Origin of the sequence: Congregibacter litoralis KT71 (assembly GCF_000153125.2) — a bacterium.
GTDB lineage: Bacteria > Pseudomonadota > Gammaproteobacteria > Pseudomonadales > Halieaceae > Congregibacter > Congregibacter litoralis.
The window spans coordinates 2286122-2312537 of sequence record NZ_CM002299.1; the positions used below are offsets into that span (position 1 = coordinate 2286122).

Sequence of the window (26416 nt, forward strand, 5' to 3'; positions counted from 1 at the left end):
TGTCAGGATGCCCCGGGAAGAGATGCGCGCAGGGGCTGTATCACCGCCTCTGCCCGCCAGCCCTGCCAGCGCTCGGGCTCGGTGATGGCCTCTCCCGACGCCTCTCGGATGATGAGCTCCAGATCTGCCGTGGAAATCAGGATCTCGGGGGCGACGTTCAGCCCCGCCGCGATGCTCTTGGCTTCCGTGCGCAAGGCTTTTAGCAGATTCCGCTGGGGAGGAGTCAGGGGGCCCGGCAGGGCAGGAGGAAGGGCTTCTTCCGATAGCTGCAGCGCTTGTTCCACGCAGGCAAGGAGACTGTCACCTTGCTTGCGAAGTACCGACGCAGGCAGCACATCCAGCTCCGCCAGGGCATCATGATCTTCTGGAATCGCCATGGCGATGGCAAGAAACGCCTTGTCTTCAACGATCCATCCCCGGGGCTTGTCCACGGCGCGGGCAAGATCTTCCCGCCACTCGCAGAGCCGCCGAAGGGCCTCGAGTTGGCGACGGGAAAGCCGCGAGGCAGACTTCACGCGGCGATAAATCTGGCCGTCACGATCCTTAAGGAGACGAATTGCCTCTTCTCCCTCGTCCAGAACCCACTGCATACGGCCCTGCTCCTCGGCCAACTCCCGGAGAATCCTCCAGGCGGGCACCAACTCCAATACGTCCAGGGCGGCGTAATGGCACTGGGACTCGCTCAGGGGACGCTTGAGCCAGTCAGAACGGGTTTCGCCCTTGTCCAGCTCCACACCCAGTAGCTCCTTCACCAGCGCCCGATAGCCCAATCCAAAGCCCTTGCCGAGCAGTGCCGTGGCGCGTTGGGTGTCCACCAGGGGCGAAGGAAGCACACCCAGCCAGTGGCGAAACACCTCCAGGTCTTCGCTGCAGGAGTGAAGCACCTTGATACACGCGCTGTCCGTCAACAGGGCGCGCAGACCATCGAGATTGCTGATCGTCAGCGGGTCGATGAGCCAGGCATGGTCGTCGGTGCACAATTGCAGCAATGCTATGTGCGGGTAATAGCTGTTGCGGCGCATGAATTCCGTGTCCACGGCGATCTCGTCAGCCCCCGCCAGGGAGGCCAGGGCGCCCCTCAGACTGTCGTCATTTTCTACGAGGGTCCAATTCATGAGCCGGGCACCGGCTGACGACCCGAGAACGCATGTGCCAGGGTGGAGCCATCCACGTACTCCAGTTCCCCTCCCAGGGGGACGCCGTGGGCGATCCGCGACATGCGGGGGATGAGGGGTTCAAGCATGCGCGTGATGTAGTACGCCGTGGCCTCGCCTTCTACCGTGGGATTGGTCGCTAAAATCACTTCCTGTACCTCGCCATCGCGCGCCAGGGCCTCCAAAAGAGGAAGGCCGATCTCTTCGGGACCGATACCGTCGATAGGTGACAGATGCCCCATAAGTACAAAGTAACGTCCCCGGTAACCACCGGCCTGCTCGATCGCCAGAATGTCACCGGGCGTCTCCACAATGCATAACAGGGACGCATCGCGACGCGTGTCGGCACAGATCCCACAGAGGACGGCTTCCGCCAGATTACGACACTGCTGACAGCGTCCGACGCGCTCCACGGCATCGGCGAGGGAGCGACTCAGGGTAGCGGCTCCCTCCCGGTTGCGTTCGAGAAGATGCAGAGCCATGCGCTGAGCGGACTTCGGACCGACACCGGGAAGGCAGCGCAGGGCCTCGATGAGGGCGTCCATGGCGGGGCTGAAACGATGCATCAGAAAGGAAACTTGAAACCGGCGGGCAGGGACATACCCCCCGTCAACTCCTGCATGGCTTTCCGGTTGCTCTGCTCCACGCGACGCACCGCATCGTTCACTGCCGCGGCCAGAAGATCCTCCAGAACCGATTTCTCTTCATTGAGCACACTCGGGTCTATGGCGACGCGACGAACATCGTGCTTACCGGTCATCGTGACTGAGACCAAACCTGCCCCGGACTCACCGACAACTTCGAGCTCCGCCATAGCCTCCTGAGCCTTTTGCATATCAGCCTGCATCTTCTGCGCCTGCTGCATGATGTCGCCTATACCGCCCTTCATATCGCTTACTCTCCTGAAACTGATGTCAACATTAAGTCGCTGTCAGGGCTGATCAACGGTTACGGAATCGCGAAGAACCGTCGCATCAAACTCCTGAACCAGACTTTTGATTCGCGGGTCGTCGTTTATCTCTGCCACCGCGACTTCCTGGCGCTCTGCCTCCAGGCGTAAGCGTCGCATAGCGGGGGTCTCCTCCCGCACGGGACCCGGTGTAATCGAGACCTCGCAGGGTGCCTGGCGCCAGTCCGATAAAGCCTTGGCAACCATCGCGATGTGTCGTTCATTGAACAGGTTGGCGCGACTCTCATCCAATCGCAACTGCCACGACGCACCCTCGGGACCCTCCACCACGCTTTCGACGACGCAGTGAGACGCGATATTGAGGGCGCTGCCACTGAGCTGCAGTGCTGCCAGAGTTTCGTACCAGGGTGCCTGCCCTTCCAGCGACGAAGGACCGGGCGCTTCAACGACGGAGGTGTCGGCTGCGGGCGGGGCCTGGGGCTTTGTCGGCTGACTGACCGCTGCCGCCGGAGGCGGCTCAGGCTTTTTTACGCCGTTGTCGGCCTCCGGGGCCGACGGAGAAGCATCGATGAGATCGTCCGCGGACAGATGGGGATCGAGAACAGTCACAGGACGAAAGGCCAGGAGACGAAGACTCAGCATTTCAAAGGCGGCGCGGGGATCGCTGGCCTGCGTTACCTGAGGTCGCGCACTCTGGGCCAGCTCGTAGAACAGCTGAACGTCCTCGGCGGTCATGCGTTGCCCAAGATCCGCCACCCGCTCCGCATCTCCAAACTCCGGGTCGATAGCACCGGGCACCGCCTGTGCCAGGGCGCAGCGATGGAGCACCGATGGAACACACTGGTGAGTTCGTCCACGGCAGAAGTGAAATCCACCCCCTGCTCGTCCATCTGCGCGCAGGCGGCGATGAGCGCCGGCGCATCATCAGCGAGCAGTGCGTCAAGAAGATCATAGACATGGCGTCGATCCACGGTGCCCAGCATGCTGGCGACTTCTGCATCCCGGAGACTGCCATCACCAAAGGCGATGGCCTGATCCGTGAGACTCAGGGCATCACGCATGCTGCCCGCCGCAGCGCGCCCCAGTTGCCAGAGCGCAGCGTCATCAAACGCCACCTGCTCCTGGGTCAGGACATCGCGAAGATGTTCCACTACCCGCTGAGCAGACATATTTTTCAGATTAAATTGCAGGCAGCGGGACAGTACAGTTGCAGGCAGCTTTTGAGGATCCGTGGTGGCAAGGAGAAACTTTACGTGCTCCGGCGGCTCCTCCAGCGTCTTTAACAGGGCGTTGAAGGAGTGCCCTGACAGCATATGCACCTCGTCAATGAGGTAGACCTTAAAACGGGAACGGGTCGGTGCGTATTGAACATTGTCCAGAAGTTCGCGGGTGTCCTCGACCTTGGTTCGCGAAGCGGCGTCCACTTCTATAAGGTCAACACTGCGGCCCTCGCTGATCTCGACGCAGCTGCTGCATTCACCACAGGGGGCCGCGCTCACGCCTTTTTCGCAGTTCAGACTGCGCGCAAGAATACGGGCGATGGTTGTCTTGCCGACACCGCGGGTACCGGTGAACAGATAGGCGTGGTGCAGGCGATTGCTGTCCAGCGCATGACGCAGGGCCTGCAGCACATGCTCCTGGCCCACCAGGGCATCGAATGTGGCCGGGCGCCATTTGCGCGCCAGCACCTGATAGGACATGTCGTTTCCGTTAGTGGACGTGCCGTTTGCCGGTACGTCAGCTCTGACTCTGGTGATTCAGGGCGCATCCCAAGCCGTAATGGAAGCGGCCCGGACAGCCACACCCCGGCACATGTACCAGCAATTACCGTTGCTCCCTTCCGGGCCTGGCGGGGTTCACTGCCTGACATTGCGAGGGGACCGCCCGGGCCACCCTAATACCCCTGACTTCCGGGGACGCGCATTGTCGCCAAAAGCCCTCCCCGTAGCAAGGCGCAAAGCTAAGCGTCGATTTTGTCCATTAAATGACCAGGATCGTGATAGCGAGGGCCAACAAAGATCTGACTCGTCTCATCCAATAGGTGATCTGAGCGCGTAGATGTTAATACCTTTAACATAAATGTTATGCTGCGTAACATTGAATTCCCTCAGGACCCATCCTATGACTGGTAAGCCTTACAAAACCCGTTGGAAAGGCAGTGCTTTAGCCCTCGCCATTGCTGTTGGCATCACCGGCGTCGTGACTGCGGCGCTGCACGCCAGAGTATCTGCCGAGCAGAGCGCTTCCCTCCGTGCGCCCATGCCCGTTGAACAGACGGCATTCATTGAGCAGCAGGACTTCCAGCGGGAACAGAAGTTTCTGGGTCTCGTCCAGGCCGCAAGCCGAAGCCAGGTGGGCTTCGAGGTTCCCGGCGCGATAGCCGAGGTGTTCGTACGCGAGGGTCAGGCAGTAGAGGCAGGTGCGGCCCTCGCAAAGCTGGATACGCAGACCCTTGAGGCGCGGCGGCGGGCGGCGGCCTCAGCGGTGGATCAGGCGAGTGCGGAGTTAGAGTTGGCAAGCGCGCGTAGGGTACGCCAGGCCCCTCTGGCGGAGAGCGGCGCGATCTCCGCACAGCTTTTTGATGACACACGACTCGCCGAAAAAGCGGTGGAGTCGGCCCTCGCTGCGGCCCAAGCGAGGCTGGATTCTCTTGAAATCGATCTCGAGAAGTCCGTACTCCGCGCGCCCTATGCCGCGCGGATAGGCCGCCAACTTCTGGATCGTGGCGCTGTCACGCAGCCCGGTGCACCGGTGTTTACCCTGACCTCTCTTGAGAACCGGGAAGCCCATATCGGCGTGGCGGTAGAACAGGCCCGTTATCTCACCGTCGGTAAAAATTACCCCCTCCAATGGCGAGACCGCTCCCTGAGCGCCCCCCTCGTCGCTGTGCGCTCCGACGTTAACCCCGTGAGCATGACCACCGTTGCGATTTTTTCCTTGCCCGGCGACGTCGACGCTTTCGACGGTGAGCCCGTGTCCGTGAGCGTCCCCCGCACGGAACCGGAAACCGGCGGATGGCTGCCTCTCTCTGCCCTCATCGAAGGAGAACGGGGTATTTGGACCGTGTTGGCACTCCGTGAGCGCGACGGAAACACCGTCGCCCTGCGCGAGGTGGTCGAGGTGCTACACGTCAGCGGAGACCGCGCTTTTGTCCGCGGTTCCGTGAGAGACGGTGACCGGCTAATCGCTGACGGCGTGCATCGCATCGCCCCGGGCACCGCGGTCGCTCCCCTGGAAGCCCCGGGATTGGAAAACGCTGTCGCGCACCAGGAGTCCTAGTCATGCTGGCGAAACTGCTCTATTCCCACAGCCGCTATTTATGGCTCACGGTGATCGTGATTCTTATGGTGGGCGCTGCCAGCATGCGCTCCCTGGGCCGCCAGGAAGACCCCACCATCACCAACTTTGTCGCAACCGTTACGACGTTTTTTCCCGGTGCTGAACCAGCAAGAATTGAGGCGCTGGTGAGTAAGCCCCTGGAGCGCGAGCTTCGCGCCATTGCCGAGGTCGACGAGGTCAAATCCACCTCCTCCACCGGCGTATCCTCCATTGTTATCGAGCTTTACGAGACCCTGGAAGCCAGCGCCATTGAGCGCGCCTGGTCGGAAGTCCGCGACGCCATCGACGACGCCAGTCGCCAGTTCCCCGCGGGCGTAGCCTCGCCCGTCTTCGATAACGATCGCACCACCGCCTATGTTCGCATCATTGCCCTCACCTCCGCCCCGGGCTATGACTTATCCCTGCCCCTGCTCAGTCGCAGCGCCGAGGATCTTGCCGAGCGCGCCCGCAACTTCCTCGGCACGCAATTTGTCGATATTTATGGGGAGGCCAGCGAAGAAATTCGCGTCGATGTGAACGAGCAGTCCCTCCTGGCCCGGGGTATCAGTATCGGTGAACTGACCCGGGCTCTTCAGGGTGCAGACCCCCGGAGAGCTTCCGGACGTGCCAGCGGCGACGTCAACGATCTGCTCATAGAAATCGACGGCGAGTTTGATTCCGCCGAACGTGTCGCCAACGTGATTATCAGAACCGACGCCGCGGGGAATTCCGTCAGCGTGGGCGACATCGCAAGGGTCTACCGCGCGCAGCAGACGCCGCCCCAGGCGCTGGCGCACACCGATGGACGGCGCGGCATCCTCTTAGGCGTTGCCATGAACGAAGGGCAACAGGTCGATAAGTGGAGCCAGCAGTTCGAAGGCTTCCTTGACGAGTATCGTGCCCAGGCGCCGGCCGGCATCGATATCACCACCAGCTACAACCAGGCCACCTACACCGAGGCCCGTCTTCAAGATGTTCTGACCAACCTCGCCATCGGTGTCTTGCTGGTGCTGCTGGTGCTGCTGTTTACCCTCGGCTTGCGCGCTGCCACGGTTGTGGCGGTGATCCTGCCTCTTTGCACCCTGGTGTCCCTGGTCATCATGAACCAGATAGGACTCCCCATTCACCAGATGTCCGTGACCGGCCTCGTCGTGGCCCTGGGTCTACTGGTGGACGGCTCCATTGTGATGACCGATGAGGTGCGCAAACGCCTTCTCGATAATGAAGCCCCACTGGACGCTATCGGTGAGTCCGTCCACCGCATGCGCATCCCTCTGCTGTCATCCACAGCCACGACCATACTGGCCTTCGTACCCATGGTGATTCTGCCGGGACCGGCAGGTGATTTTCTGGGCTCCATCGCCAAAGCGGTGGTGATAATGCTCGGTTCATCGCTGGTGCTGGCCCTGGTGATCACACCGGTGCTCGCAGCCCGCCTTCTTCCCGGCGGGCTCAACAAGGGATCTCACTGGTGGGAGACCGGTGTTGCAAGCGGCGCGATGGGTCGCTCCCTGTCCCGCGCCCTGGATTGGTCGATTCGCCATCCCGCGGGGTCCGTGGCGCTGGCACTGGCGCTGCCGGTTGCAGGGTTTCTGGCTTTTCCCACGCTGACAGCGCAGTTTTTCCCGGGCACCGATCGCGATCAGCTGTCTTTGAAGGTAACCTTGCCGCCGGGACGCTCTATCACCGATACCTATGCCCTGGTGCAGGAACTCGATGAACGATTGCGTGACGAACCGCTCATCCGTCGCGTGGATTGGACCGTCGGCGAAAGTGCCCCGCAGTTTTACTACAACCTGGTGCGTAATAAAGAAGGCATTCCCAGCTACGCCCAGGCGATGGTGCTCACCACCGACGAGAATCGCACGGACGATCTCATCCGCAGGCTCCAGACGGAGCTGGATGCAGAGTATCCCCAGGCACGTATTCTGGTTCTAGGCATCGAACAGGGACCGCCGGTGTCAGCGCCTCTGGAAGTCGATCTCTTCGGTCCGGACCTCGAAACCCTCCGGCACCTGGGAGAAGAATTCCGCTTGCGCATGGAGCGAGTGCCGGATATCACTCATAGCACCACGGGGTTGATAGCGGGGGCGCCCAAGCTGGTATTCAAGCTTGATGAGCAGCGGGTTCGCATGGCGGGCCTGGATCTGGCGACCGTTGCGGACACCCTCGATGCAGCGCTGCGAGGACGCATCGGTGGCGAAATTCTCGAGGGGACGCAGCGCCTGCCCGTGCGCGCCCGCCTCAACGAAAATGCCTGGTCGGACCCGGAAGAGATCGCGAGTATCCGTCTACCTCTCCCCGCCTCGGACGGGGACAGCAGAACTATGCAAAGTATTAGCCTGAGCACCCTCGGACAATTCAGTCTGGAACCGTCCAACAGCCCCATTACCCGCAGGGACGGCGAGCGCATCAACACGGTGCAAGGCTATGTGACGCGGGGAGTGCTCGCCGAGGGGGCATTAAAAGACCTCCAGGCGATTCTCGCCGAGGACCCCGTCGCCCTGCCTTTCGGTTATCGCTATCAGTTTGGTGGCAACTCCGATGCCCGGGCCAGCGTCGTGCAGAACATCATCGCTCCCATGGGGCTCATCGTCGCCGCATTGCTGGCAACTATCGTGCTGACCTTTAACTCCTGGCGCCTCTCGGCCGTGGCGTTTTCAGTGTTTGTGTTGTCTATGGGGTTAAGCCTGTTGTCCCTCGCGATCTTCCGCTATCCCTTCGGCGTGCAGGCGCTCATCGGGGTGATCGGCTCCATCGGCGTCTCGATCAATGCGGCGATCATCATTCTCACAGCGCTACAGTTAGACACCCGGGCCTCCCGCGGGGAGCCCGCTGCGGTGCGCGACGTGGTGATGGACTCCAGCCGTCACATCGTGTCCACCACCATCACGACCTTTGGCGGTTTTCTACCGCTGATCCTTGAAGGCAGTCAGTTCTGGCCGCCCTTCGCCATGGCCATTGCCGGGGGCGTGCTCCTATCCACCGTCGTGTCATTCTTTTATATTCCCCCCATGTTCATGCTCTGTTACCGACGCAGGCACCGCCGACTTCAGGCAGAGCAGCACCCGACACTGGTCAAGGACGACGACGGAAACCGCCTTATGGGCAACGCAGCATGACAGCAGCGGCCAAAAGCTATCATCACGGTGATTTGCGAAATACGCTTATCCTTGCCGCCTCCCAGCTCATTGAGGACAGCGGATCCCTGAACTTTGCCATGGCGGACGCGGCGCGCCAGGCAGGGGTAAGTACCGCTGCGCCCTACCGGCATTTTCGCGATCGCGACGCCCTTCTCGAAGCCGTCAGTCAGCTCGCTTTTTTCGGACTGGGTGAACGCGTGCGGGAAGCCATCGCCAGCACGCGACAAGGCAGTATCGAAACCATCATCGCCATCGGTCAGGCGTACATCCAGTACGTCATTGAAAAGGCCGCTTTTTATGACCTTATGTGGGGTGATATCGGCGCCCGCGCCATGGACGCCGACAGTTTTGATCAAAAAGCATCAGGTTTTTACATGCTCGTCGACTCCGTGGAAGCTTATGTTGGCGAGCAGGGCCTGAGGAACGTTGACGTTCTCGACCTTGCGGTCAAACTCTGGTCGATGGTGCACGGTATGAGCGCTATCTCCATGAGCGGCAAGCTTCCCCACTTTCACCCCGACGCGGACATACCCGAAATGCTGGATAGCAGCACCCGGACATTTATGGCCGGTCTCAAACAGGCGGAATGACGCGATGAGTGCTTCTGACAAGAGATCCTTCGTTTTTCCTCCACCCGAGACCGTTGCTATTCCCGTTATCGGGAGTGAGGACGCTTTTCCCGTGCGACGTATTTTCTGCGTCGGACGCAATTACGCTGAGCATGCCCGGGAAATGGGGGCCGACCCCCAGAGAGAGCCCCCCTTCTTTTTTACCAAACCCGCCGATGCCATTGTTGTCGGAGGTGTCGATGTTCCCTACCCCGGCGCCACCGCCGACCTGCATCACGAGGTGGAACTGGTGATTGCCATTGGTAGGCGCGGTAGTGATATCACCCCGGAGGATGCCCTCGATTATGTTTTTGGCTACGCCGTGGGCAACGATCTTACGCGTCGCGATCTTCAGGGAGAGGCCAAAAAAGCGGGTCGCCCCTGGGATACGGCCAAGGGCTTTGACCATTCTGCTCCGGTGTCACGGATCACACCGGCGACCCATTGCGGACACATTGATGAAGGTAAGATTTCGCTCCGTGTGAATGGCGATCTGCGTCAAAGAGGTGATTTGCGCGACATGATCTGGAGCACGCCGGAGATCATCAGCGCGCTATCCACGCTGTTTCTCCTTCAACCGGGGGATCTCATATTTTCGGGAACTCCCGCAGGCGTCGGGCCCTTGCTACCGGGCGACGAGGTAGACGCCACGGTTGCTGGACTCGATCCCCTGAGACACAGGGTGTCTGCGGCACGGGCTCATGCCTAGCAAGGGATGACGGTCGCTACATTGAAAACCGCGCCTAAAGGCGGTTTTTAGTCCCAAAGAATTTTAGCTTTACTGCTGCAGATTAAGTGCAAGCCCCTCGGCAGGATGTTCGCCTCCCGCCCTGCAGTGGGAAAGCTGGTATGCCGCGCGGAAACGCGGAATGGGGCTTTTCTCAGAGGCGACTTCCACCTCAAAGCGGACGGCCGCGCAGCCTAGGTTGGGCCGTCGCTATCGTTCAGGTGCAGCGATTTTACGAAGACTTCTGTATGCTCGAAGCTGTCAAATGTGGAGCCGCCCAATGTTGCTACGACGCGTTACAGAGCATGTGCGCAATCAAAACTGGTTTGCCGTCGGTATCGACTTCTGTATTGTCGTGATCGGCGTTTACATCGGTATTCAGGTCGCAAATTGGAATTCTTCAAGGCTCACGCAGCAAGAGGAGAGCGTTCTCGTTTCAAGGCTGTTGGCCGAATTCAAGGAGCTTGAAGGAAAGCTAAACCAGAACTTGCTGACCTACAAGAAAGACAAGGAGATTCTCCAGGAACTTATCAACGAAGTAAGCGGCGGTGTTAGTGAACAGGAGGCTCTAACTGTCGCGGAGCGCTCCTTGGGGATAAGCCTGTTGTCGCCCGCCATAAGCACTCCTGCTTACAGAGAACTACTGAGCACGGGCAAGATAAACATCATCCAGTCTCAGGCACTGAAACGCGCGTTGCGCGATTGGGGGATTCAAGCGGACAGGCTGGATATAGCGACGCCGGTAATTCTGGACTATTTGTTTTTACATGGCGCACCCCTCCACGATGTAACTAACGCTGCAAGAAACGGCGGATTCGCCGAGGGCTCGCTGTTTAAGTCGCAGCTATCTAGTCAAGTTGAATCATTGGAGTTGTATCTTGGGGCGTTGAATTGTCTACGCGGCGTCGAACTGCTTCTAGATTGGCAGACAGTCACGTTAGAGCGCGCAGCGGAAGTCATCATGGCTGCGGAGCAATACTCGCGCTCAATAGAACCTGAGTGATACACCAAGGGGTACGGCTGCTATCCCGATAACTAACGCTCAGAACCGGCTCAAATAGCGAGCGTTATGGCTCGAAATCAGTGGTTGGCTCAACACTCTCCCAACGACTGAAAATAGGCGAAAGCGGTCGTTTCTGACGTTCCCCACAATCCCTGCCAATGATCTACTACCACAACGCAGCGGCGCGTGATTGGGGCTCTAAACGTCGATCCCAGTGGTGGGTACTAGGATAGTAACTGGGTCAATAAATAGCTCAGCGACAGCAAAGCCAATCGCAATACCTAGTAACAAGATAGCGAGCCACCAAACCCTCTGAAGTCGTCTTGCGCGGCGTATCGCAGCCCGTTCATCCTCAAGTAGCTGCTGCGTCTTGCGAGCCTCCACCATCATCTCATCAAGACGACCCTGGGCGGCTCTTAGTTGTTCGCGTTCGTCCATCGATGAAGTTTAGCTGACTAACGGAAGCGACTAGAACCGACCTACGAAAGCACTAAATCGTGTTAATTGGTGCGGAGCAACCTCGTGCTAATTTTGTGGCAATTTTTGTCGTGGAACTCGGCTTCAAGCTCGTTACGCGCTCGCCTCCATCGATCCATCTGCGAAGCGCTGCCACCCTCCTTTCGAAGGTCATCGTAGTCCTCGATGCGCTCCTTCAGGGCTTTGCATTCTTCTATGGCTGATTGCGATTGAGAAAGGACTTTAACTGCAGGAGAAAAGGCCAGCGCCAAAAAGAGCAAAAGCGAGCTAATTCTTAACATCGATCTCTCCACTTAAGTTACACGCGCAGTGAGCTCCCAATCCAAAACGTGCACGCCGCCGCACCCCATGCGCACCCCAGCTAGTAATTGTTAGCAACCGCTTACCTCGAGAGACTTTAATTTTGGCGCGCCCACGAGGATTCGAACCCCGGACCGTCGGCTTAGAAGGCCGATGCTCTATCCAGCTGAGCTATGAGCGCGTGAGAAGATTGTCGTGATCGAGCTGACGGGTAATTGTAGGTGTTGCGGGACGTCGATGGAACCATAGAAGCGCCGACATGCGATGCAACGCGCATCCACGTCGAACGACCGTCAGAAGTTGACTGTCAGAACTTAAAAATAGAAGCAGAGTGAAAAATGGGGTGGCCGACGGGTCTTGAACCCGCTACCTCCGGAGTCACAATCCGGTGCTCTACCCGGTGAGCTACGGCCACCACTAAACGGTTGCGAGGCACCACCAACAAACCTTTGGGGCAATCATTCTGAGCAGTGCTCATGGAATGCCGGTTTAGTGATGCTCTTTGAAGGGATGAAAAGGTCCAGCTAAAAGTGGTCGGGGTAGAGAGATTCGAACTCCCGACATCCTGCTCCCAAAGCAGGCGCGCTACCAGACTGCGCTATACCCCGATGAAACTTTTAAAACCTTACCCCCAACTCACTGATCACACCACACCTGTTGCGACTACCGTTGAACCGGCCGTTGCGGTTGCTGCGATCTGCGATTAAGCCCGATTTAGGGAGCGCGAATGTTACTCATCCGCCCCACCCTCGTCAATGAAAAACCTAACTGTTTACCCTACGCCAAAGCGTGCCGCCCGCCGAATCCTCGAGCACGATTCCCGCGGCCGTGAGCTCCTCACGAATCCCATCGGCCCGGGCGTAATTTTTGTCGGCTTTTGCAGCCGCGCGCTCTGCAATAAGCGCGTCAACGGCGTCGGCATCAAGGCTGCTGTCGGTCGACGCACTGTCCCCCTGTAACCACTCGAGGGGATCATGCTGCAAAACGCCCAGGAGATTACCCGCCGCGAGAAGACGGGCCTTTAGCTGAGGCTTGTCATCCTCCGCTGCCTTGTTGATATCCCGGGCAAGGGCATGAAGCTCACTAATGGCAAGAGGCGTGTTCAGGTCGTCACAGAGGGCGGAGTAAAAAGCCTCACCCTCTAAAGGAACGTCCTCGTCCAGCTCGATGTGCTGAACGCTGCGAAGGGTGTTGTAAAAATTCGTCAGAGTCTGCTCGGCCTGCGCTAGCAATGCCTCGGAGAAATTCAGCGGCGACCGATAGTGCGCCGACAGCAGCGCAAAGCGTAATACCTCACCTCGGTAACGCGTGAGCAGTTCACGAATGGTCGCAACATTACCCAGGGACTTGGACATTTTCTCACCGTCCATGTCCAGAAAGGCGTTGTGCATCCAGACCCTTACAAACTCATCGCCAAAGGCACAACAGCTCTGGGCCAGCTCATTTTCGTGGTGGGGAAAAATAAGATCCCGCCCACCCCCGTGAATGTCGATGGTCGGCCCCAGGTGCTCTCTGATCATGGCAGAACACTCGAGATGCCAACCCGGTCGCACGCGACCCCAGGGGCTGTCCCAACCGGGTTCGTCGTCGCTGGAGGGCTTCCAGAGCACAAAGTCTCCCGGATGCCGTTTGTAATCCGCCACCTCTACCCGGGCGCCGGCCAACATGTCATCGAGGGAACGACCGGAGAGCTGACCATAATTCTCCATGGACGTTACCGCGAAAAGGACGTGACCCTCTGAGGCGTAGGCGTGCCCTTTTTCAATGAGCTTCTCCGTAAGCGCAATCATCGGTCCGATATTGTCCGTTGCATGAGGCTCAAGGGTAGGCGGCAAGGCGTTGAGCTGCGCCGTATCCTCGCGATACTTATCCGTGAACTCCTTGGCAATCACGTCAATGGCGACGCCCTGCTCCTTTGCCGCGAGCATGATTTTATCGTCGATATCAGTGATGTTCCGCGCGTAGACCACCTCGTCGTAGCGGGTTTGCAACAGCCGAAACAGGGTGTCAAACACCACCACGGGGCGTGCGTTGCCGATATGCGCAAGGTTGTACACCGTCGGGCCACAGACATACATGGTCACGCGATTCGGGCTCAGGGGACGGAACACTTCCTTGGTCTTGGCGCGCGTGTTGTAAAGCTGCAGGTCCACCGTGGTTACTTCCTCACTCTGATATCAGGATTTGCTGGCCCAGACGTCGCGCAGGCCTATGGTCTGATTGAAAACAGGGGCTTCGGGACTGTGATCGCAGCGGTCAGCCACGAAATAACCTTCGCGCTCAAACTGGAATCGAGACTCCGGCTCCGCCGCAGCCGCGTCCGGCTCTACCAGGGCGCCCTCAATGATTTTCAGGGATTCCGGATTCAAAAAGCTCATGAAATCGGCACCACCGCGATCCGGTGCCGGGTCCGTAAACAGGCGGTCATAGAGTCGCACCGTGGCGGGTACCGCTGATGATGCCTCTACCCAGTGAATAACGCCCTTGGGCTTGATGCCATCCGCGGGATCGTTACCGAGAGAGCCCTCAATGAGATCGGCGATAACGCCTACCACCTCCCCGTCGGCATTCTTCTCCACATCGACGGCCTCGATAACGTAGGCATTTCGAAGGCGAACGCGCTTGCCCAAAACCAGGCGCTTAAACTTTTTATTGGCCTCTTCCCGAAAGTCTTCGGCATCAATAAACAGCTCACCACTGAACGGCAGACTCCGCTGCCCCAGCTCTTCGCGGGACGGATGCGCGGCGGCGGTAATGGCCGGATGATCCTCGGGCACATTGCGCAGGGTCAATTTGAGGGGATTGAGCACACACATGGCCCGGGGAGCGTTCTGATTAAGATCGTCGCGGATGGCATGTTCCAGCATCGCCACATCCACCACCCCATCAGAACGCGAAGTCCCCACCATCTCGCAAAAGTGTCGAATAGCCGCAGGTGTGTAACCACGACGACGCATGCCCGCTACCGTAGGCATGCGCGGGTCATCCCAGGAAGCCACGATTCCGTCATCAATCAGTTGTTTGAGCTTGCGCTTGCTGGTGATGGTATAGCTGGTGTTAAGGCGTCCGAATTCGTATTGCCGCGGCTTGCTCTCTACGGGCAGGTTGTTAATGAACCACTCGTAGAGAGGCCGGTGATCTTCAAACTCCAGGGTGCAAATAGAGTGCGTGACGCCCTCGATGGCATCTTCCTGACCATGGGCAAAATCGTAGGTGGGATAAATGGGCCAGGCATCACCGGTCTGATGGTGATGAGCCTTGCGGATGCGGTAAAGAATGGGATCGCGCATGTTCATATTCGGATGACTCATGTCGATTTTGGCGCGAAGCACCCGTTCACCATCGGCAAACTCGCCAGCGCGCATGCGCCGAAGCAGATCCAGGTTCTCCTCCACAGACCGCCCCCGAAAGGGACTGTTGCGCCCGGGCTCTGTCAGAGTGCCGCGATACTCCCGGGCCTCATCAGGACTCAAGTCATCCACATAGGCCTTGCCCTGCTCTACAAGGTACTCGGCCCAGCCATAGAGCGTATCGAAGTAGCTCGAGGCAAAACGTACGGGCCCTTCCCAGCTATAGCCCAGCCACGCCACGTCGGCCTGTATGGATTCGATAAACTCCTGGCTCTCTTTTTCGGGATTGGTGTCGTCAAAGCGCAGGCGGCAGATGCCTCCGAACTCCTCCGCGAGACCGAAGTTGACGCTGATGGATTTCGCGTGACCAATATGCAGATAGCCGTTAGGCTCCGGCGGGAACCGGGTGACGATCTGTGGCACTTTGCCTGATCGCAGATCCTCCGCGATAAGCGTGCGCAAAAAGTTGTTGCTGGTTACACCAGATTCCACGATGGGGGGCCTCCGCCCTTCAAAAAGCGGCGTAGTATACCGGCAGGGAACGAGAGCCGTCAGCAGGCGATGACCGCAAAGTCTCGCGCAAAGCAATATAATGCTTCTGGGCGGTTTCGAAGGTTCTCACTGCCGCCCAAAACAAGTACCATCCCGCTCCGGCGAAAAGCGCATGCAGCCCCACACCGCCAAGCAACTCAACTTCGAGTAGAACAAGGATTTTCTATGGTCACCCTCAACACCACCTACGGCCCAATCAAAATCGAGCTGAACGCAGAGAAAGCGCCGGTCACCGTGGCTAACTTTCTGATGTACGCTCGCGAGGGACTATACGACGGAACGATTTTCCACCGGGTCATCGACAACTTCATGATCCAGGGCGGCGGTTTTGACGCCGATATGCAGCAAAAAGAGACGAAAGAGCCTATCGAAAATGAGGCTGACAACGGCCTCAAGAACGACTTTGGCACCGTAGCCATGGCTCGTACCATGGATCCCCACTCGGCAACCGCGCAGTTCTTCATCAACGTAAAGGACAACGACTTTCTGAATCACAGCGGCAAAACCATGCAGGGCTGGGGCTACGCCGTTTTCGGCAAAGTGGTTGATGGCGAGGACGTACTGGACAAGATCCGCGCGGTCCCCACCACCTCACGAGGCGGTCATCAGGACGTGCCGGCGGAAACGGTGATTATTGAATCCGTTGAGGTCGACGAAGGCGACAGCTGAGTAGCTGAGCAAAGGCAGCGCTTCGGCGATTTGAAGCACGGCAACGATTTTCGTCCGTCATGAGCGAGCGCCATTTCTTCATTTCTGACCTGCATCTCGATGCATCCCGCCCCCACGTGACGACGGCCCTCAAGACGTTTCTTGATGAGCGCCGGGACGCGGCGGCGCTCTACATTCTCGGCGACCTCTTTGAGTTCTGGATTGGCGATGATGATGACACCGCCATTGCCGTCGATGTCGCCCGCCTCCTTCACGACTACCAGCAGGCGGGGCCTGATCTTTACTTCATGCACGGTAACCGGGATTTTTTGCTCGGCGAGAGCTTTATGGACAAGGTGGGCGGTCAGCTATTACCGGACCCCAGCGTTGTGGAGATCGATGGTCAAAAGCTGCTGTTAATGCACGGCGACAGCCTGTGTACCCGCGATGTTGACTATCAGGCCTTCCGGTCCCTTGCCCGGGACCCAAACTGGCAGGCTGAGATACTTTCCAAAAGCCTGGAAACCCGCAGGGAACTGGCACAACAGCTGCGCAAAACCAGCCGTGACGCCGGCAGCCGTAAAGCGGATGACATCATGGATGTCACGAAAGAAGAAGTGGACGCCACCATGGCGTCAACGGGGTGCGGTACCCTGATTCACGGACACACCCATCGCCCAGCGAAGCATGCAGAGACCGAGGGTAACCGGTGGGTACTCGGCGACTGGGACCACAGCGGTTGGTATCTGAAGCTGGAAAACGGCGCGATTGAGCTTATTGAATTTGATATAAATCAGTAGCTTATGGGATTTGTTTAAAGTCGATTAACCCCAATAAACGCCATCAAGTTCGCGGCACACCGGAGTGAAACCGAAACTCTTCGTCATCCGTCTCGATAAGCAGTCGTTCGGCGGCAAGCAGAGGCGCCAGCCGCTCCTCCACGTCTACATCCGGCGCCAGCTCCCGCGCCAGGGTCAGGTAATCCATAAAATGCCGCGACTCCGAGCGTAAAAGGCTGCCGTAAAACCGCCCCAACTCCTCGTCGACTACCGGCTGTACTGCGGCAAAGCGCTCGCAGGATCGCGCTTCGATAATAGCGCCGACCAGCAAGGTATCCACGAGTCGGTAAGGTTCGTTCTTGGCCACATGTTCCCGCAGACCCGCCGCATACCGTGCCGCACTTAGTTGGGGATAGCTCATGCCACGCTTTTCCACCAGGGCCAGCACCTGCTCGAAATGCCGAAGCTCTTCCCGCGCCAAACGGGACAGCTTGTGGAGCAAGGCAGGATGCTCTACGTAGCGATACATGAGATTGAGCGCCGTCGAGGCCGCCTTTTTTTCGCAGTTCGCGTGATCGACGAGGAGCGTATGGAGGTTCTCCGGCGAAGCCGCCGCTGCCACCCAGGCATCAGGCGTATCGCAGGGCAGAAAATCCTTGATCGGCCCCAGATCCACGCCGGCGACCATCATGGCCGTCATGACGCACGCTCCTCGGTAAACAGATCGGGAAGCAGGTGGTAGCGTTCGTAGTGGGCGCTCGACAGGGCAAAATACTCCTGATCGATCTGCTCCCGAATCTCCAGGAGGGAGGTCTGGCGATATTTCAGATCCACCTCAAAGCCAAAAGCCCCGGGGTCAGTAATCTGCCCCGCTCCCGCTTTGAGGAGCGCGAACAACCAGCAGTGCGGGTCATGATCCGGGTTATGGCGAATTTGCTGGGTCTGAAGCTGCCACGCCAGGAGGCCGCTATCGATAACCCGGAGACGGTTCTGCACGCACTGCGCCAGAAACTGAGCGAGGCGCGCATCGACGATGCGCTTCTGGTCCTCACTGTAAGCATTCCAATGGATGACCTCGTGGGCAAAGCGTTTGCAACCCCGGCACACGCTGTCGCCGATGCCTGTGGAACAGACACCAATGCACGGTGTTTTGACACGGGGAAGGCGATGCATCTTGGGCTTGCCGCTTACGTCGGGTGATGGGCGCAAGGATAATGACTCTTGCTGCGAGATGCACCGCCGAATCCAAATTTGTGTGGCTACGACAGGCTGACTCCCCGTCGACGCGACACCAGGCGACCAGTAATATTCCCGCAACAGCCGTGCCGAGAGCACGTCATTTTCCGGATGAATAGCACCCATAAACCACTGATTTCTGGTGTGATTTGCACGTCTAGTCTATAATCTGTCGCGTTAATTTAGGGCTCCGGGCGTAAGCAAAATACCCCAAAAGTCCCTTAAATCACCCAAGATCAAGGAGTTAGACATGCTCGAAGCTTATCGCCAACATGAAGCAGAACGCGCTGCCCAAGGCATCCCCGCCAAACCCCTTCTAGCGGAGCAGGTGGCCGAGCTCATCGAGTTAATCAAGGCTCCCCCCGCCGGTGAAGAAGCGTTTTTGCTGTCGCTGCTCGCAGATCGCGTACCGCCGGGTGTCGATGAGGCCGCTTACGTCAAAGCCGGCTTTCTATCCGCCATCGCCAAAGGTGAGTCCGAGTGCGCGCTGATTAGTCGCGAAGAAGCCGTCAAGCTGCTGGGCAACATGCACGGTGGGTACAATATTGAGGCCCTGGTAACGCTCCTGAGTGATGATGCCCTCGCTGCCCTTGCCGCTGATGAGTTGAAGCACACCCTTCTGGTTTTTGACGCTTTTCACGATGTGGCGGAGCTTGCCAAAAATGGCAACGCCCACGCCCAGGCCGTCATGGAGAGCTGGGCCGAAGGCGAATGGTTTACCAAGCGCAAGGCAGTACCTGAGTCCATCAAGGTGGCCGTGTTCAAAGTTACCGGTGAAACCAACACCGATGACCTGTCCCCTGCTCCCGATGCCTGGAGCCGCCCGGACATCCCCCTCCACGCGCTGGCCATGTACAAGATGACCCGCGACGGACTCACTCCCGAAGAGCACGGCGTGACCGGTCCCATGGGGCAGATCAAAGAGATTCAGGACAAGGGATACCCCGTCGCGTTTGTTGGCGATGTGGTCGGTACCGGTTCATCGCGTAAGTCCGCCACCAACTCCGTGCTGTGGTTCTTTGGTGACGACGTATCGGGCGTGCCCAACAAAAAAGCAGGCGGCATATGCATCGGTGGCAAAGTCGCGCCAATTTTTTACAACACCATGGAAGATGCCGGCGCGCTGGTCTTTGAAGCGCCCGTCGACGACATCGGCATGGGCGACATCATCGAAATCCGCCCCTACGACGGAAAAATTCTCAGCGAGTCGGGAGATACACTCTCCGAGTTTGAACTGAAATCCCAGGTCCTTCTGGATGAAGTGCAGGCCGGCGGTCGCATCAACCTGATTATTGGTCGCGGCCTGACCACCCGGGCGCGGGAGGCTCTCGAGCTGCCCCCGTCAGACCTGTTCCGCACGCCGGAGCAGCCTGCCGATACGGGCAAGGGTTATACCCTCGCTCAGAAGATGGTGGGCAAAGCCTGTGGCATGGAAGGTGTGCGCCCCGGCACTTACTGCGAGCCTTTGATGACTACCGTGGGCTCCCAGGATACGACGGGGCCCATGACCCGCGATGAGCTCAAGGACCTTGCATGCCTGGGCTTTTCTGCGGATCTGACCATGCAGAGCTTCTGCCACACGGCGGCGTACCCGAAGCCCGTCGATATCGACACGCAGCACTCTCTGCCGGACTTTATTATGACCCGCGGCGGTGTCTCCCTGCGTCCCGGTGACGGCATTATCCACAGCTGGCTGAATCGCATGCTCCTGCCTGACACGGTGGGCACCGGCGGTGATTCTCATACGCGCTTTCCCATGGGTATTTCCTTCCCGGCGGGCTCGGGTCTGGTGGCCTTTGCGGCAGCGACCGGCGTCATGCCACTGGATATGCCCGAGTCCGTGCTCGTGCGTTTTAAGGGCGAGATGCAGCCAGGTATCACGCTGCGTGACCTGGTCCATGCCATCCCCTACTACGCAATCCAGGAAGGGCATCTCACCGTCGACAAAAAGGGCAAGAAGAACATCTTCTCGGGCCGGATTCTGGAGATCGAAGGACTCCCGGATCTGACGCTGGAGCAGGCGTTTGAACTGTCTGACGCTTCTGCCGAGCGCTCCTGTGCAGGCTGCACTATCGAGCTTTCCGAGGACACCGTTGCTGAGTCCCTGCGCTCCAACATCACCCTCCTCCGTGCCATGATCTCCGAGGGCTACGGGGATTCCCGAACCCTGGAGCGTCGCGCTAAGAAGATGGAAGAGTGGCTGGCGAACCCCTCGCTGATGCGTGCCGACAAGGACGCGGAATACACTGCCGTTATCGAGATCGATCTGGCCGAGGTAAAAGAACCCATCGTCTGCGCACCCAACGACCCGGATGATGCACGCCTCCTCTCCGAGGTGGCCGGCGACAAGGTTGACGAAGTCTTCATCGGCTCCTGCATGACCAACATTGGCCACTTCCGTGCCGCAGGAAAACTTCTTGAGCAATACAAAGGCACCATCAACACGCGCCTGTGGGTAGTTCCCCCCACACGTATGGATGAGCACCTGCTGATGGAGGAAGGCTACTACAACATCTTTGGTGCCGCCGGTGCGCGCACCGAGATGCCGGGGTGTTCCCTGTGCATGGGTAACCAGGCACGGGTCGCTGCTAACTCTACGGTACTGAGCACCAGTACCCGTAACTTCCCCAACCGTCTGGGGGATGGCGCCAATGTCTATTTGACCTCGGCTGAGCTTGCGGCCGTGGGCTCCATCCTGGGCAGGATACCGACGCCCGAGGAGTACATGGAGTACGCGCGAAACCTGAAGGCCATGAGCGCCGAAATCTATCGCTATATGAACTTCGACCAGATTGTGGAGTTTCAGAAGCTTGCGGAAGATGGCAAGCGGATTGCTGCGTTGGAGATCAGCGAGGTCGCCTAAGGGGTAGGCCTGCAGGCAATCGAAGAGAGACCAGGAAAAGCCCGAGCCCGGTGGTTAACGCCACGGCGCTCGGGCTTTTTTTTGGTTAATGATACGTGGATCTCTTATAGCCCAAAGCTCAAAGTCCACAGCGATCACCCTGTCCGGCACTGGCGTCATCCAGCACGCATCCTGCCGTGCGACCGCTGCCCTTATGTATTGTCAAAGAGAAAGCTGAATGCCGCGAATGCGTTTGCGCAGTTCACGACGCAGGCGAATATTGTCCTGAGATTGCGCTGCCGGCGAGTACACACAGAGCGCCAGGAGCCGATACAGGGAGCGCAATGACTCCGCCTGAGAGGGCCAGCGTCGCACGGCGCGCTCCGTAAGCTGCGCAGGAGTTTCTCCCGGTTTCTCCTCCAGCCCCCGCCGCCACAAAACGCGCTGAAAACGCGCCAATTCCTCTTCATAAACAGGCCGTGGTGCGGGCCTCGCCCCGCGAAACAAAAACAGCGACACCAGCGCCATGGTGAGTGCACCGCAGCCGAGAAGCACCCCCAGGGAGCGACTGACTGAGATTTCACCCAGCACGCCTCGCAGTAAATCGAACTGGGCCTGACCGTCAAAACCCGTGACCCAGCTTTGCCAACGGTAGGTGAGCGCGTCGTAGCGCAATCGCAGGGAGTTCACCCAGTTCACACCCCGGTACCGTAGGGGCGAGAGCGGCGAGTCCGATAGAAAGCTGCCTTCCGCCGCCACGGCGCGCTCAAGTCCGTAGAGAATACGATCGGGTGAGACCGCTGCGGTGGGATCCACGCGTACCCAGCCCTGTCCCTCAAGCCACACCTCAGTCCAGGCGTGGGCATCAAACTGATGCACGATCACCGTTCGGTTTACCGGATTCACCTCACCGCCAAGGTAGCCGCCCACAATGCGCGACGGGATCCCTACGCTGCGCATCATCACCGCGAAAGCGTAGGCATAATGCTCACAGAATCCCCGACGACTGCTAAACAGGAATTCATCCATGACATCCACATCGCCCAGGAGCGGTGGTTGCAGCGTGTAAAAGAAAGACTGATTACGAAAGTAAGCCAGCACCGTATCCACGAATGCCGCCGGGGAGCCCGCCTGCGCATAAAGGGAGGCCGCCAGGGCCCGGGTTTGCGGATTGTCCTGATTCGGCAGGGATATCTCCTTATCCCGGCGCCAGTCGCTCAGGCGGGCCTCCAGGGCAGCCTCCGGCCAACTTTGCACCGAATACTGATACTCGTTTTCAATGATGACCGGCGAATACAGCCGATAGTCACTGAGCTCCATGACGCCGGGCTTTGGCGTACGCGCATAGCGCAGGGCAAACAACCAGTTCTGCTGCGTGGGAGACATGATAATGCTATAGCGCAGGGGGTTGCCCTCGGTATTCACTGATGGCGTGCGGCGCTCCTCTGCAGGAATCTCAAAATAGCGAAAACTCCGCCAGGTGCCCTCCTCCAGCACGCTGAGCACAATACCCCGCCAGTACAGCTCTGACACCGGCGGTATCTCACCGTCGAACTTCGCTCTAAAGGCCACGGCATCGGACTGACTCAAACTGGACACATCCCCGGGCCTGAGACTGTCGCTCATACCGGTCTGGGCCGTATGGCTTTTTAAGGGCACAGACCATAGGGGGCCGATTCTTGGAAACAGAAAAAACAGCACCAGCATCAGGGGCACGGACTGTAGCAGCATCACTCCTGCAGTCCGCAGGGGCTTAAGATCCCGGAGACGACCCGCCGGGCGATGCACACTCACCAGCGCCGTGGTCAATATCCATACCAGCACCAGGGAGTAAGCGACGATGAGCAGGTCCTGGGTAAACAGGAACTCCGTCAGACAGACGAAATACCCCAAAAAAATCACAACATAGGCGTCCTTACGGGAACGCATCTCCGTGAGTTTTAGCGCAAACGCCGTGAGGAGGAAGGCCACCATAGGCTCCATCCCCAACAAGGAACCATAGCTGAGGACAATGCCGCCGGCGGCAGCAATAGCGAGCACGACCTTGAGCCAGCGACCCGGCAGCTCCAGGCGGCCGCGAAAGGCCTGCACCCGCCAGACAAAGGCCAGGAGATAAACCGCCGCGACCCAGATCGGCAGCCGCGGTAGATGCGGCAGGAGCAACAAGGCCTGCGCCACGATAATCCACAGCAACGCAGGACGGGGAAGCTGCTCCGCCTGCTTCACGTACCAGGCTCCGCGTCATTAACGCCAAACAACGCCAGCGCCCGCAATGCCTGATCCCGCTGGCGATCGCCGGAGGCCGGCGCGAGTTCCATGCCGGGGATTCGCAGACCAAACTCGAACTCCCGCCGGTGATAATCCATCACCCAGTGACACAGGGCCGACAGACGCCGCTCCTGATCGAGACCAGAAAACTGCTCCCAGTCCAGCCAACGCGCATCGGCCACGGCGCTGGCATAGTCCTTGGTCTGGAGTGCCTGCCCCCGGGCCAGTCCCTTCCAGTAGACCCGCCGGGGATTATCGCCGGCGCGATAATCGCGGATACCAAAAAACTCATCATCACCCTTGCCTGACAGCCAACGCCCATCCAGGGAATCCCCCGCCGCACCCTCGGGCTCCGCTGCGGCCATCGGCGCCGGGTATACAAGGGCGCGTTGGTCGAGATCCACCCAGGTCCAGCAACGCAGAAGACCCAGGGGATAGCTGCTCTCAATACGTAAACGACCGGGCCGGTACCAGCCTCGCTTGCCCACGGGTATATGCAGCACAAGGTCACGACTGGCACCCGGTTCCACATCGATTTCTTCGACGGCGATCATGGCCGGACTCGAAAGCAGGCCGGTGAACAAGCGCCGCCGTCGACGGGCCTCACGAGCCTCGGGCCAGCCCACCAGCAGCGCATGATGCCCCCGCTTGTTGCTCGAGGAAAAGCGCAGGTGAAAGCCGCTGCGCTGTCCCGCATAGGCATCGTCTGCACCGACCGCGGTGATGGTCAATCCCGATAAATTGGCGTAGGTGTGCAGCACCGCAACGACAAAAAGATTGGCCAGCAAAAAGGTGAGCGCATAGCTCATGTTGTTCTGATAATTGATGGCCGCAATGAGCATGACCAGGAGGCACAGGGCAAAGAAAAACCCGGTGCGCGATGGAAAGATAAAAATCTGCCGCTGACTCAGGGTAACGGATCGCGAACGGGGAATCCGTCTATCCAGCCAGCGCGTCCACCGCTGGCTTAGGCGTTCAGACCACGTCGACGTCACGCTGCAGCAGCGCTACCAGCGCCATTCCATCACCGGAAAACCCACCACCGGGCTGTAGGCGGTGTGCCGTCACTCCCGGAAGTACCGCCTGCACATCGTCGGGAAGCACATGATCCCGACCATCCATCAGCGCCCAGGTCTTGGCAGAGCGCAGGAGCGCCAGCACACCCCGGGGCGAGAGCCCCACGGCGAACTCTCCGCCGTCCCGGGATCTGGCAGCGATGCGCTGAACATAATCCAGGAGGGAATCGGAAGCATGTACGTCGTCTACCGCTGCACGAATCGCTTCCAGAGCCTGCTCATCGATACACTGCTTGAGGACGGTTTTCTGAACGGCACCCTGCGTGGAGCGAAGCATTTCTCGCTCGGCAAGGGCGTCGGGATAGCCCAGCTCAATACGCATGAGAAAACGATCCAGCTGGGATTCGGGCAGCGGATAGGTACCGCTCTGCTCCAGGGGATTCTGCGTCGCAATCACAAAAAAGGGCTGGGGCAATGGACGCGTGTCACCTTCGAGAGTGACCTGCCCTTCCGCCATCGCCTCCAGAAGCGCGCTTTGGGTGCGCGGCGTACTGCGGTTGATTTCGTCGGCGAGCAATACCTGGGTGAAGATCGGACCGGGATGAAATTCAAAACGCCCTTCCGCGCTGTGATAAATCGACAGGCCGAGAATATCTGCAGGCAGAAGGTCCGAAGTGAACTGCACGCGTTGGTAAGACAGACCGAGCACCTGCGCCAGGGCATGGGATAAAGTGGTTTTACCCATGCCGGGGAGATCCTCGATGAGAAGATGCCCACTCGCCAGGAGACAGCAAATCGCTTGTCGCAGCTGCGGCTCTTTGCCGAGAAGCACCGTCGCGATTTCTTCGACGGCCGCATCCACAAGGGCTTTCGTGTCCGGCATGCTGCGTTTATCCAATGGCATCGAGACCGCGGGCGAGATCTTTTTTCAGGTCATCGATATCCTCGAGGCCTACGGCAATGCGAATCAGATTATCGGTGATACCCGCCTCCTGCCGTTCCTCTGCGGAAATACGGCTGTGGGTAGTGGTCGCCGGGTGAACAATGGTTGTCTTTGCATCGCCAAGATTCGCTGTGAGGGACATGAGTCGTGTGGCATCGATCACCTCCCAGGCCTGGGCCTGACCGCCGCGCACCCGGAAGGACAGGACGCCGCCGAAGGCCGACTGCTGTTTAGCCGCCAGGGCGTGGCCCGAGTGACTTTCCAGCCCGGCGTAAAACACGGCGTCGACCTGCGGGTGGGCCTCGAGCCAGGTCGCCAGCTCCAGCGCGGAGGCGCTGTGGGCGCGCATGCGCAAAGACAGGGTCTCCAGCCCCTTTAAAAACACCCAGGCATTGAAGGCACTCATCGTTGGACCGCAGCTGCGCAAGAAGCCCAGCACCTCATCCATGAGCGCCTGACGGCCGAGCACCGCTCCTCCCACACAGCGTCCCTGACCATCGAGGTACTTCGTCGCCGAGTGGATGACAATATCTGCGCCAAAGGCCAGGGGCTGTTGCAGGGCCGGCGAACAAAAACAGTTATCGACGACCAGCAACGCATCCGCAGCCTGGGCCAGAGCCGCCATACGCTGGATGTCGGCGACTTCACATAGGGGGTTAGAGGGCGTTTCGAGGTACAGCAGTTTGGTGTTGTCCTGAAGCGCCGATTGCCAGCCCTCCACGGGCAGCAGGGGCACAAAGCTCACCTCAACACCAAAATTGGCGAGGTATTTGGCAAACAGTGTCCGGGTTGTGCCAAACACATCCCGGGAACACACCACGTGATCACCGGCCTTGAGCAGCGCCATGCAGGTACTGAGAATGGCCGACATACCCGAAGCCGTGGCGACGCAGGCCTCTGCGCCCTCGAGGGCAGCAAGGCGATCCTCAAAACCTCTCACCGTGGGATTGGTGTAACGGGAGTAAACGTTACCGGGAGCGTCCCCCGCAAAACGGGCCGCCGCATGGGCCGCATCATCGAACACGTAGCTGGACGTCATGAACAGGGCTTCGCTGTGCTCGCCTTCAGGGGAGCGCCTGATGCCGCTTCTCACCGCCAGGCTCTGCCAGTGCAGCTCGTCCATTTGGGGGTCGCTTCTCTTA

The 26416-nt window shown here is 59.1% G+C and carries 20 protein-coding genes, 3 tRNA genes, 1 other RNA gene and 1 pseudogene; 8 read left to right on the plus strand and 17 right to left on the minus strand.

Translation table 11 applies throughout. From position 1 onward, the window contains the following. Positions 1–2: 2 nt before the first annotated feature. From rnd to ffs, 5 genes and pseudogenes are all read right to left on the minus strand, one after another. A complete protein-coding gene (gene rnd, locus KT71_RS10540; protein ID WP_008295417.1) occupies positions 3–1115 on the minus strand; it encodes a ribonuclease D in 1113 nt (370 codons plus the stop codon). Further along, a complete protein-coding gene (recR, locus tag KT71_RS10545; RefSeq protein ID WP_008295416.1) occupies positions 1112–1720 on the minus strand; it encodes a recombination mediator RecR in 609 nt (202 codons plus the stop codon). Before recR ends, rnd begins: the two co-directional genes overlap by 4 nt. Beyond that, complete coding sequence (locus KT71_RS10550; RefSeq protein WP_008295415.1) at positions 1720–2043, minus strand: YbaB/EbfC family nucleoid-associated protein; 324 nt, start codon at positions 2041–2043, stop codon at positions 1720–1722. The genes recR and KT71_RS10550 overlap by 1 nt, the downstream gene beginning before the upstream one ends. A gap of 42 nt (positions 2044–2085) precedes the next feature. Beyond that, positions 2086–3764 (minus strand): annotated as a pseudogene (gene dnaX, locus KT71_RS10555) (DNA polymerase III subunit gamma/tau). 89 nt (positions 3765–3853) lie between these two features. Then, an RNA gene (gene ffs, locus KT71_RS20090) (signal recognition particle sRNA small type) lies at positions 3854–3950 on the minus strand. A gap of 235 nt (positions 3951–4185) precedes the next feature. Here ffs and KT71_RS10560 point away from each other — a divergent pair. The 5 genes from KT71_RS10560 to KT71_RS10580 all read left to right on the plus strand — a co-directional run bounded on the left by KT71_RS10560 (position 4186) and on the right by KT71_RS10580 (position 10863). Continuing rightward, entirely contained in the window at positions 4186–5343 is a 1158-nt protein-coding gene (locus tag KT71_RS10560; RefSeq protein ID WP_008295413.1) for an efflux RND transporter periplasmic adaptor subunit, read from the plus strand. A gap of 2 nt (positions 5344–5345) precedes the next feature. Further along, positions 5346–8504 (plus strand): efflux RND transporter permease subunit, encoded by a 3159-nt coding sequence (locus KT71_RS10565; RefSeq protein ID WP_008295412.1) that lies wholly within the window; start codon positions 5346–5348, stop codon positions 8502–8504. Further along, positions 8501–9115 carry a TetR/AcrR family transcriptional regulator gene (locus tag KT71_RS10570; protein WP_008295411.1) on the plus strand — a complete coding sequence of 205 codons (615 nt, stop codon included), beginning with the start codon at positions 8501–8503 and terminating at the stop codon, positions 9113–9115. The genes KT71_RS10565 and KT71_RS10570 overlap by 4 nt, the downstream gene beginning before the upstream one ends. A gap of 4 nt (positions 9116–9119) precedes the next feature. Further along, a complete protein-coding gene (locus KT71_RS10575; protein ID WP_008295410.1) occupies positions 9120–9842 on the plus strand; it encodes a fumarylacetoacetate hydrolase family protein in 723 nt (240 codons plus the stop codon). 298 nt (positions 9843–10140) lie between these two features. Beyond that, positions 10141–10863: a hypothetical protein gene (locus KT71_RS10580; RefSeq protein ID WP_008295065.1), complete on the plus strand. Its 723-nt coding sequence runs from the start codon at positions 10141–10143 to the stop codon at positions 10861–10863. A gap of 500 nt (positions 10864–11363) precedes the next feature. Here the strand turns inward: KT71_RS10580 and KT71_RS10590 are convergent, their stop codons facing one another. The 6 genes from KT71_RS10590 to KT71_RS10615 form a co-directional block, all read right to left on the minus strand. After that, on the minus strand, positions 11364–11621 hold the full coding sequence (locus tag KT71_RS10590; RefSeq protein WP_008295408.1) for a hypothetical protein: 258 nt from the start codon (positions 11619–11621) through the stop codon (positions 11364–11366). Positions 11622–11744: 123 nt separating this feature from the next. Continuing rightward, positions 11745–11821: transfer RNA gene (locus tag KT71_RS10595), tRNA-Arg, on the minus strand. A gap of 158 nt (positions 11822–11979) precedes the next feature. Beyond that, positions 11980–12055 (minus strand) — tRNA-His (locus tag KT71_RS10600). Between the two features lie 116 nt (positions 12056–12171). Then, a tRNA-Pro gene (locus KT71_RS10605) sits at positions 12172–12248 on the minus strand. Between the two features lie 156 nt (positions 12249–12404). Next, positions 12405–13793: a cysteine--tRNA ligase gene (gene cysS, locus KT71_RS10610; protein WP_008295407.1), complete on the minus strand. Its 1389-nt coding sequence runs from the start codon at positions 13791–13793 to the stop codon at positions 12405–12407. Positions 13794–13817: 24 nt separating this feature from the next. Then, on the minus strand, positions 13818–15482 hold the full coding sequence (locus KT71_RS10615; RefSeq protein WP_008295406.1) for a glutamine--tRNA ligase/YqeY domain fusion protein: 1665 nt from the start codon (positions 15480–15482) through the stop codon (positions 13818–13820). 225 nt (positions 15483–15707) lie between these two features. Here KT71_RS10615 and KT71_RS10620 point away from each other — a divergent pair, with 225 nt between their 5' ends. Both KT71_RS10620 and KT71_RS10625 read left to right on the plus strand, forming a co-directional pair. Then, the gene (locus tag KT71_RS10620; RefSeq protein ID WP_008295405.1) at positions 15708–16211 is read left to right on the plus strand and encodes a peptidylprolyl isomerase; all 504 of its coding nucleotides are present in this window, start codon (positions 15708–15710) and stop codon (positions 16209–16211) included. Positions 16212–16270: 59 nt separating this feature from the next. Continuing rightward, complete coding sequence (locus tag KT71_RS10625; protein ID WP_008295404.1) at positions 16271–16990, plus strand: UDP-2,3-diacylglucosamine diphosphatase; 720 nt, start codon at positions 16271–16273, stop codon at positions 16988–16990. Between the two features lie 43 nt (positions 16991–17033). On the opposite strand, the gene KT71_RS10630 is transcribed toward KT71_RS10625, so the two are convergent. Together KT71_RS10630 and KT71_RS10635 are read right to left on the minus strand one after the other, a co-directional pair. Further along, positions 17034–17669, minus strand: coding sequence for a MiaE family protein (locus KT71_RS10630; RefSeq protein WP_008295403.1), 636 nt, complete (start codon positions 17667–17669; stop codon positions 17034–17036). After that, positions 17666–18142 carry a DUF1289 domain-containing protein gene (locus tag KT71_RS10635; RefSeq protein ID WP_008295402.1) on the minus strand — a complete coding sequence of 159 codons (477 nt, stop codon included), beginning with the start codon at positions 18140–18142 and terminating at the stop codon, positions 17666–17668. The genes KT71_RS10630 and KT71_RS10635 overlap by 4 nt, the downstream gene beginning before the upstream one ends. Positions 18143–18455: 313 nt before the next feature. Between KT71_RS10635 and acnB the strand changes: the two genes are divergently transcribed. Further along, positions 18456–21068: a bifunctional aconitate hydratase 2/2-methylisocitrate dehydratase gene (acnB, locus tag KT71_RS10640; protein WP_008295400.1), complete on the plus strand. Its 2613-nt coding sequence runs from the start codon at positions 18456–18458 to the stop codon at positions 21066–21068. A 201-nt stretch (positions 21069–21269) separates the two neighbouring features. Here acnB and KT71_RS10645 read toward each other — a convergent pair whose 3' ends face one another. From KT71_RS10645 to KT71_RS10660, 4 genes are read right to left on the minus strand one after another with little or no spacing between them, the layout of a single operon-like run. After that, on the minus strand, positions 21270–23273 hold the full coding sequence (locus KT71_RS10645) for a transglutaminase TgpA family protein (protein ID WP_008295399.1): 2004 nt from the start codon (positions 23271–23273) through the stop codon (positions 21270–21272). Then, entirely contained in the window at positions 23270–24310 is a 1041-nt protein-coding gene (locus KT71_RS10650; RefSeq protein ID WP_023659597.1) for a DUF58 domain-containing protein, read from the minus strand. Before KT71_RS10650 ends, KT71_RS10645 begins: the two co-directional genes overlap by 4 nt. Beyond that, complete coding sequence (locus KT71_RS10655) at positions 24291–25214, minus strand: AAA family ATPase (RefSeq protein ID WP_023659598.1); 924 nt, start codon at positions 25212–25214, stop codon at positions 24291–24293. The genes KT71_RS10650 and KT71_RS10655 overlap by 20 nt, the downstream gene beginning before the upstream one ends. 7 nt (positions 25215–25221) lie before the next feature. Then, positions 25222–26397 (minus strand): O-succinylhomoserine sulfhydrylase, encoded by a 1176-nt coding sequence (locus KT71_RS10660; RefSeq protein ID WP_008295396.1) that lies wholly within the window; start codon positions 26395–26397, stop codon positions 25222–25224. Between the last annotated feature and the right edge of the window lie 19 nt (positions 26398–26416).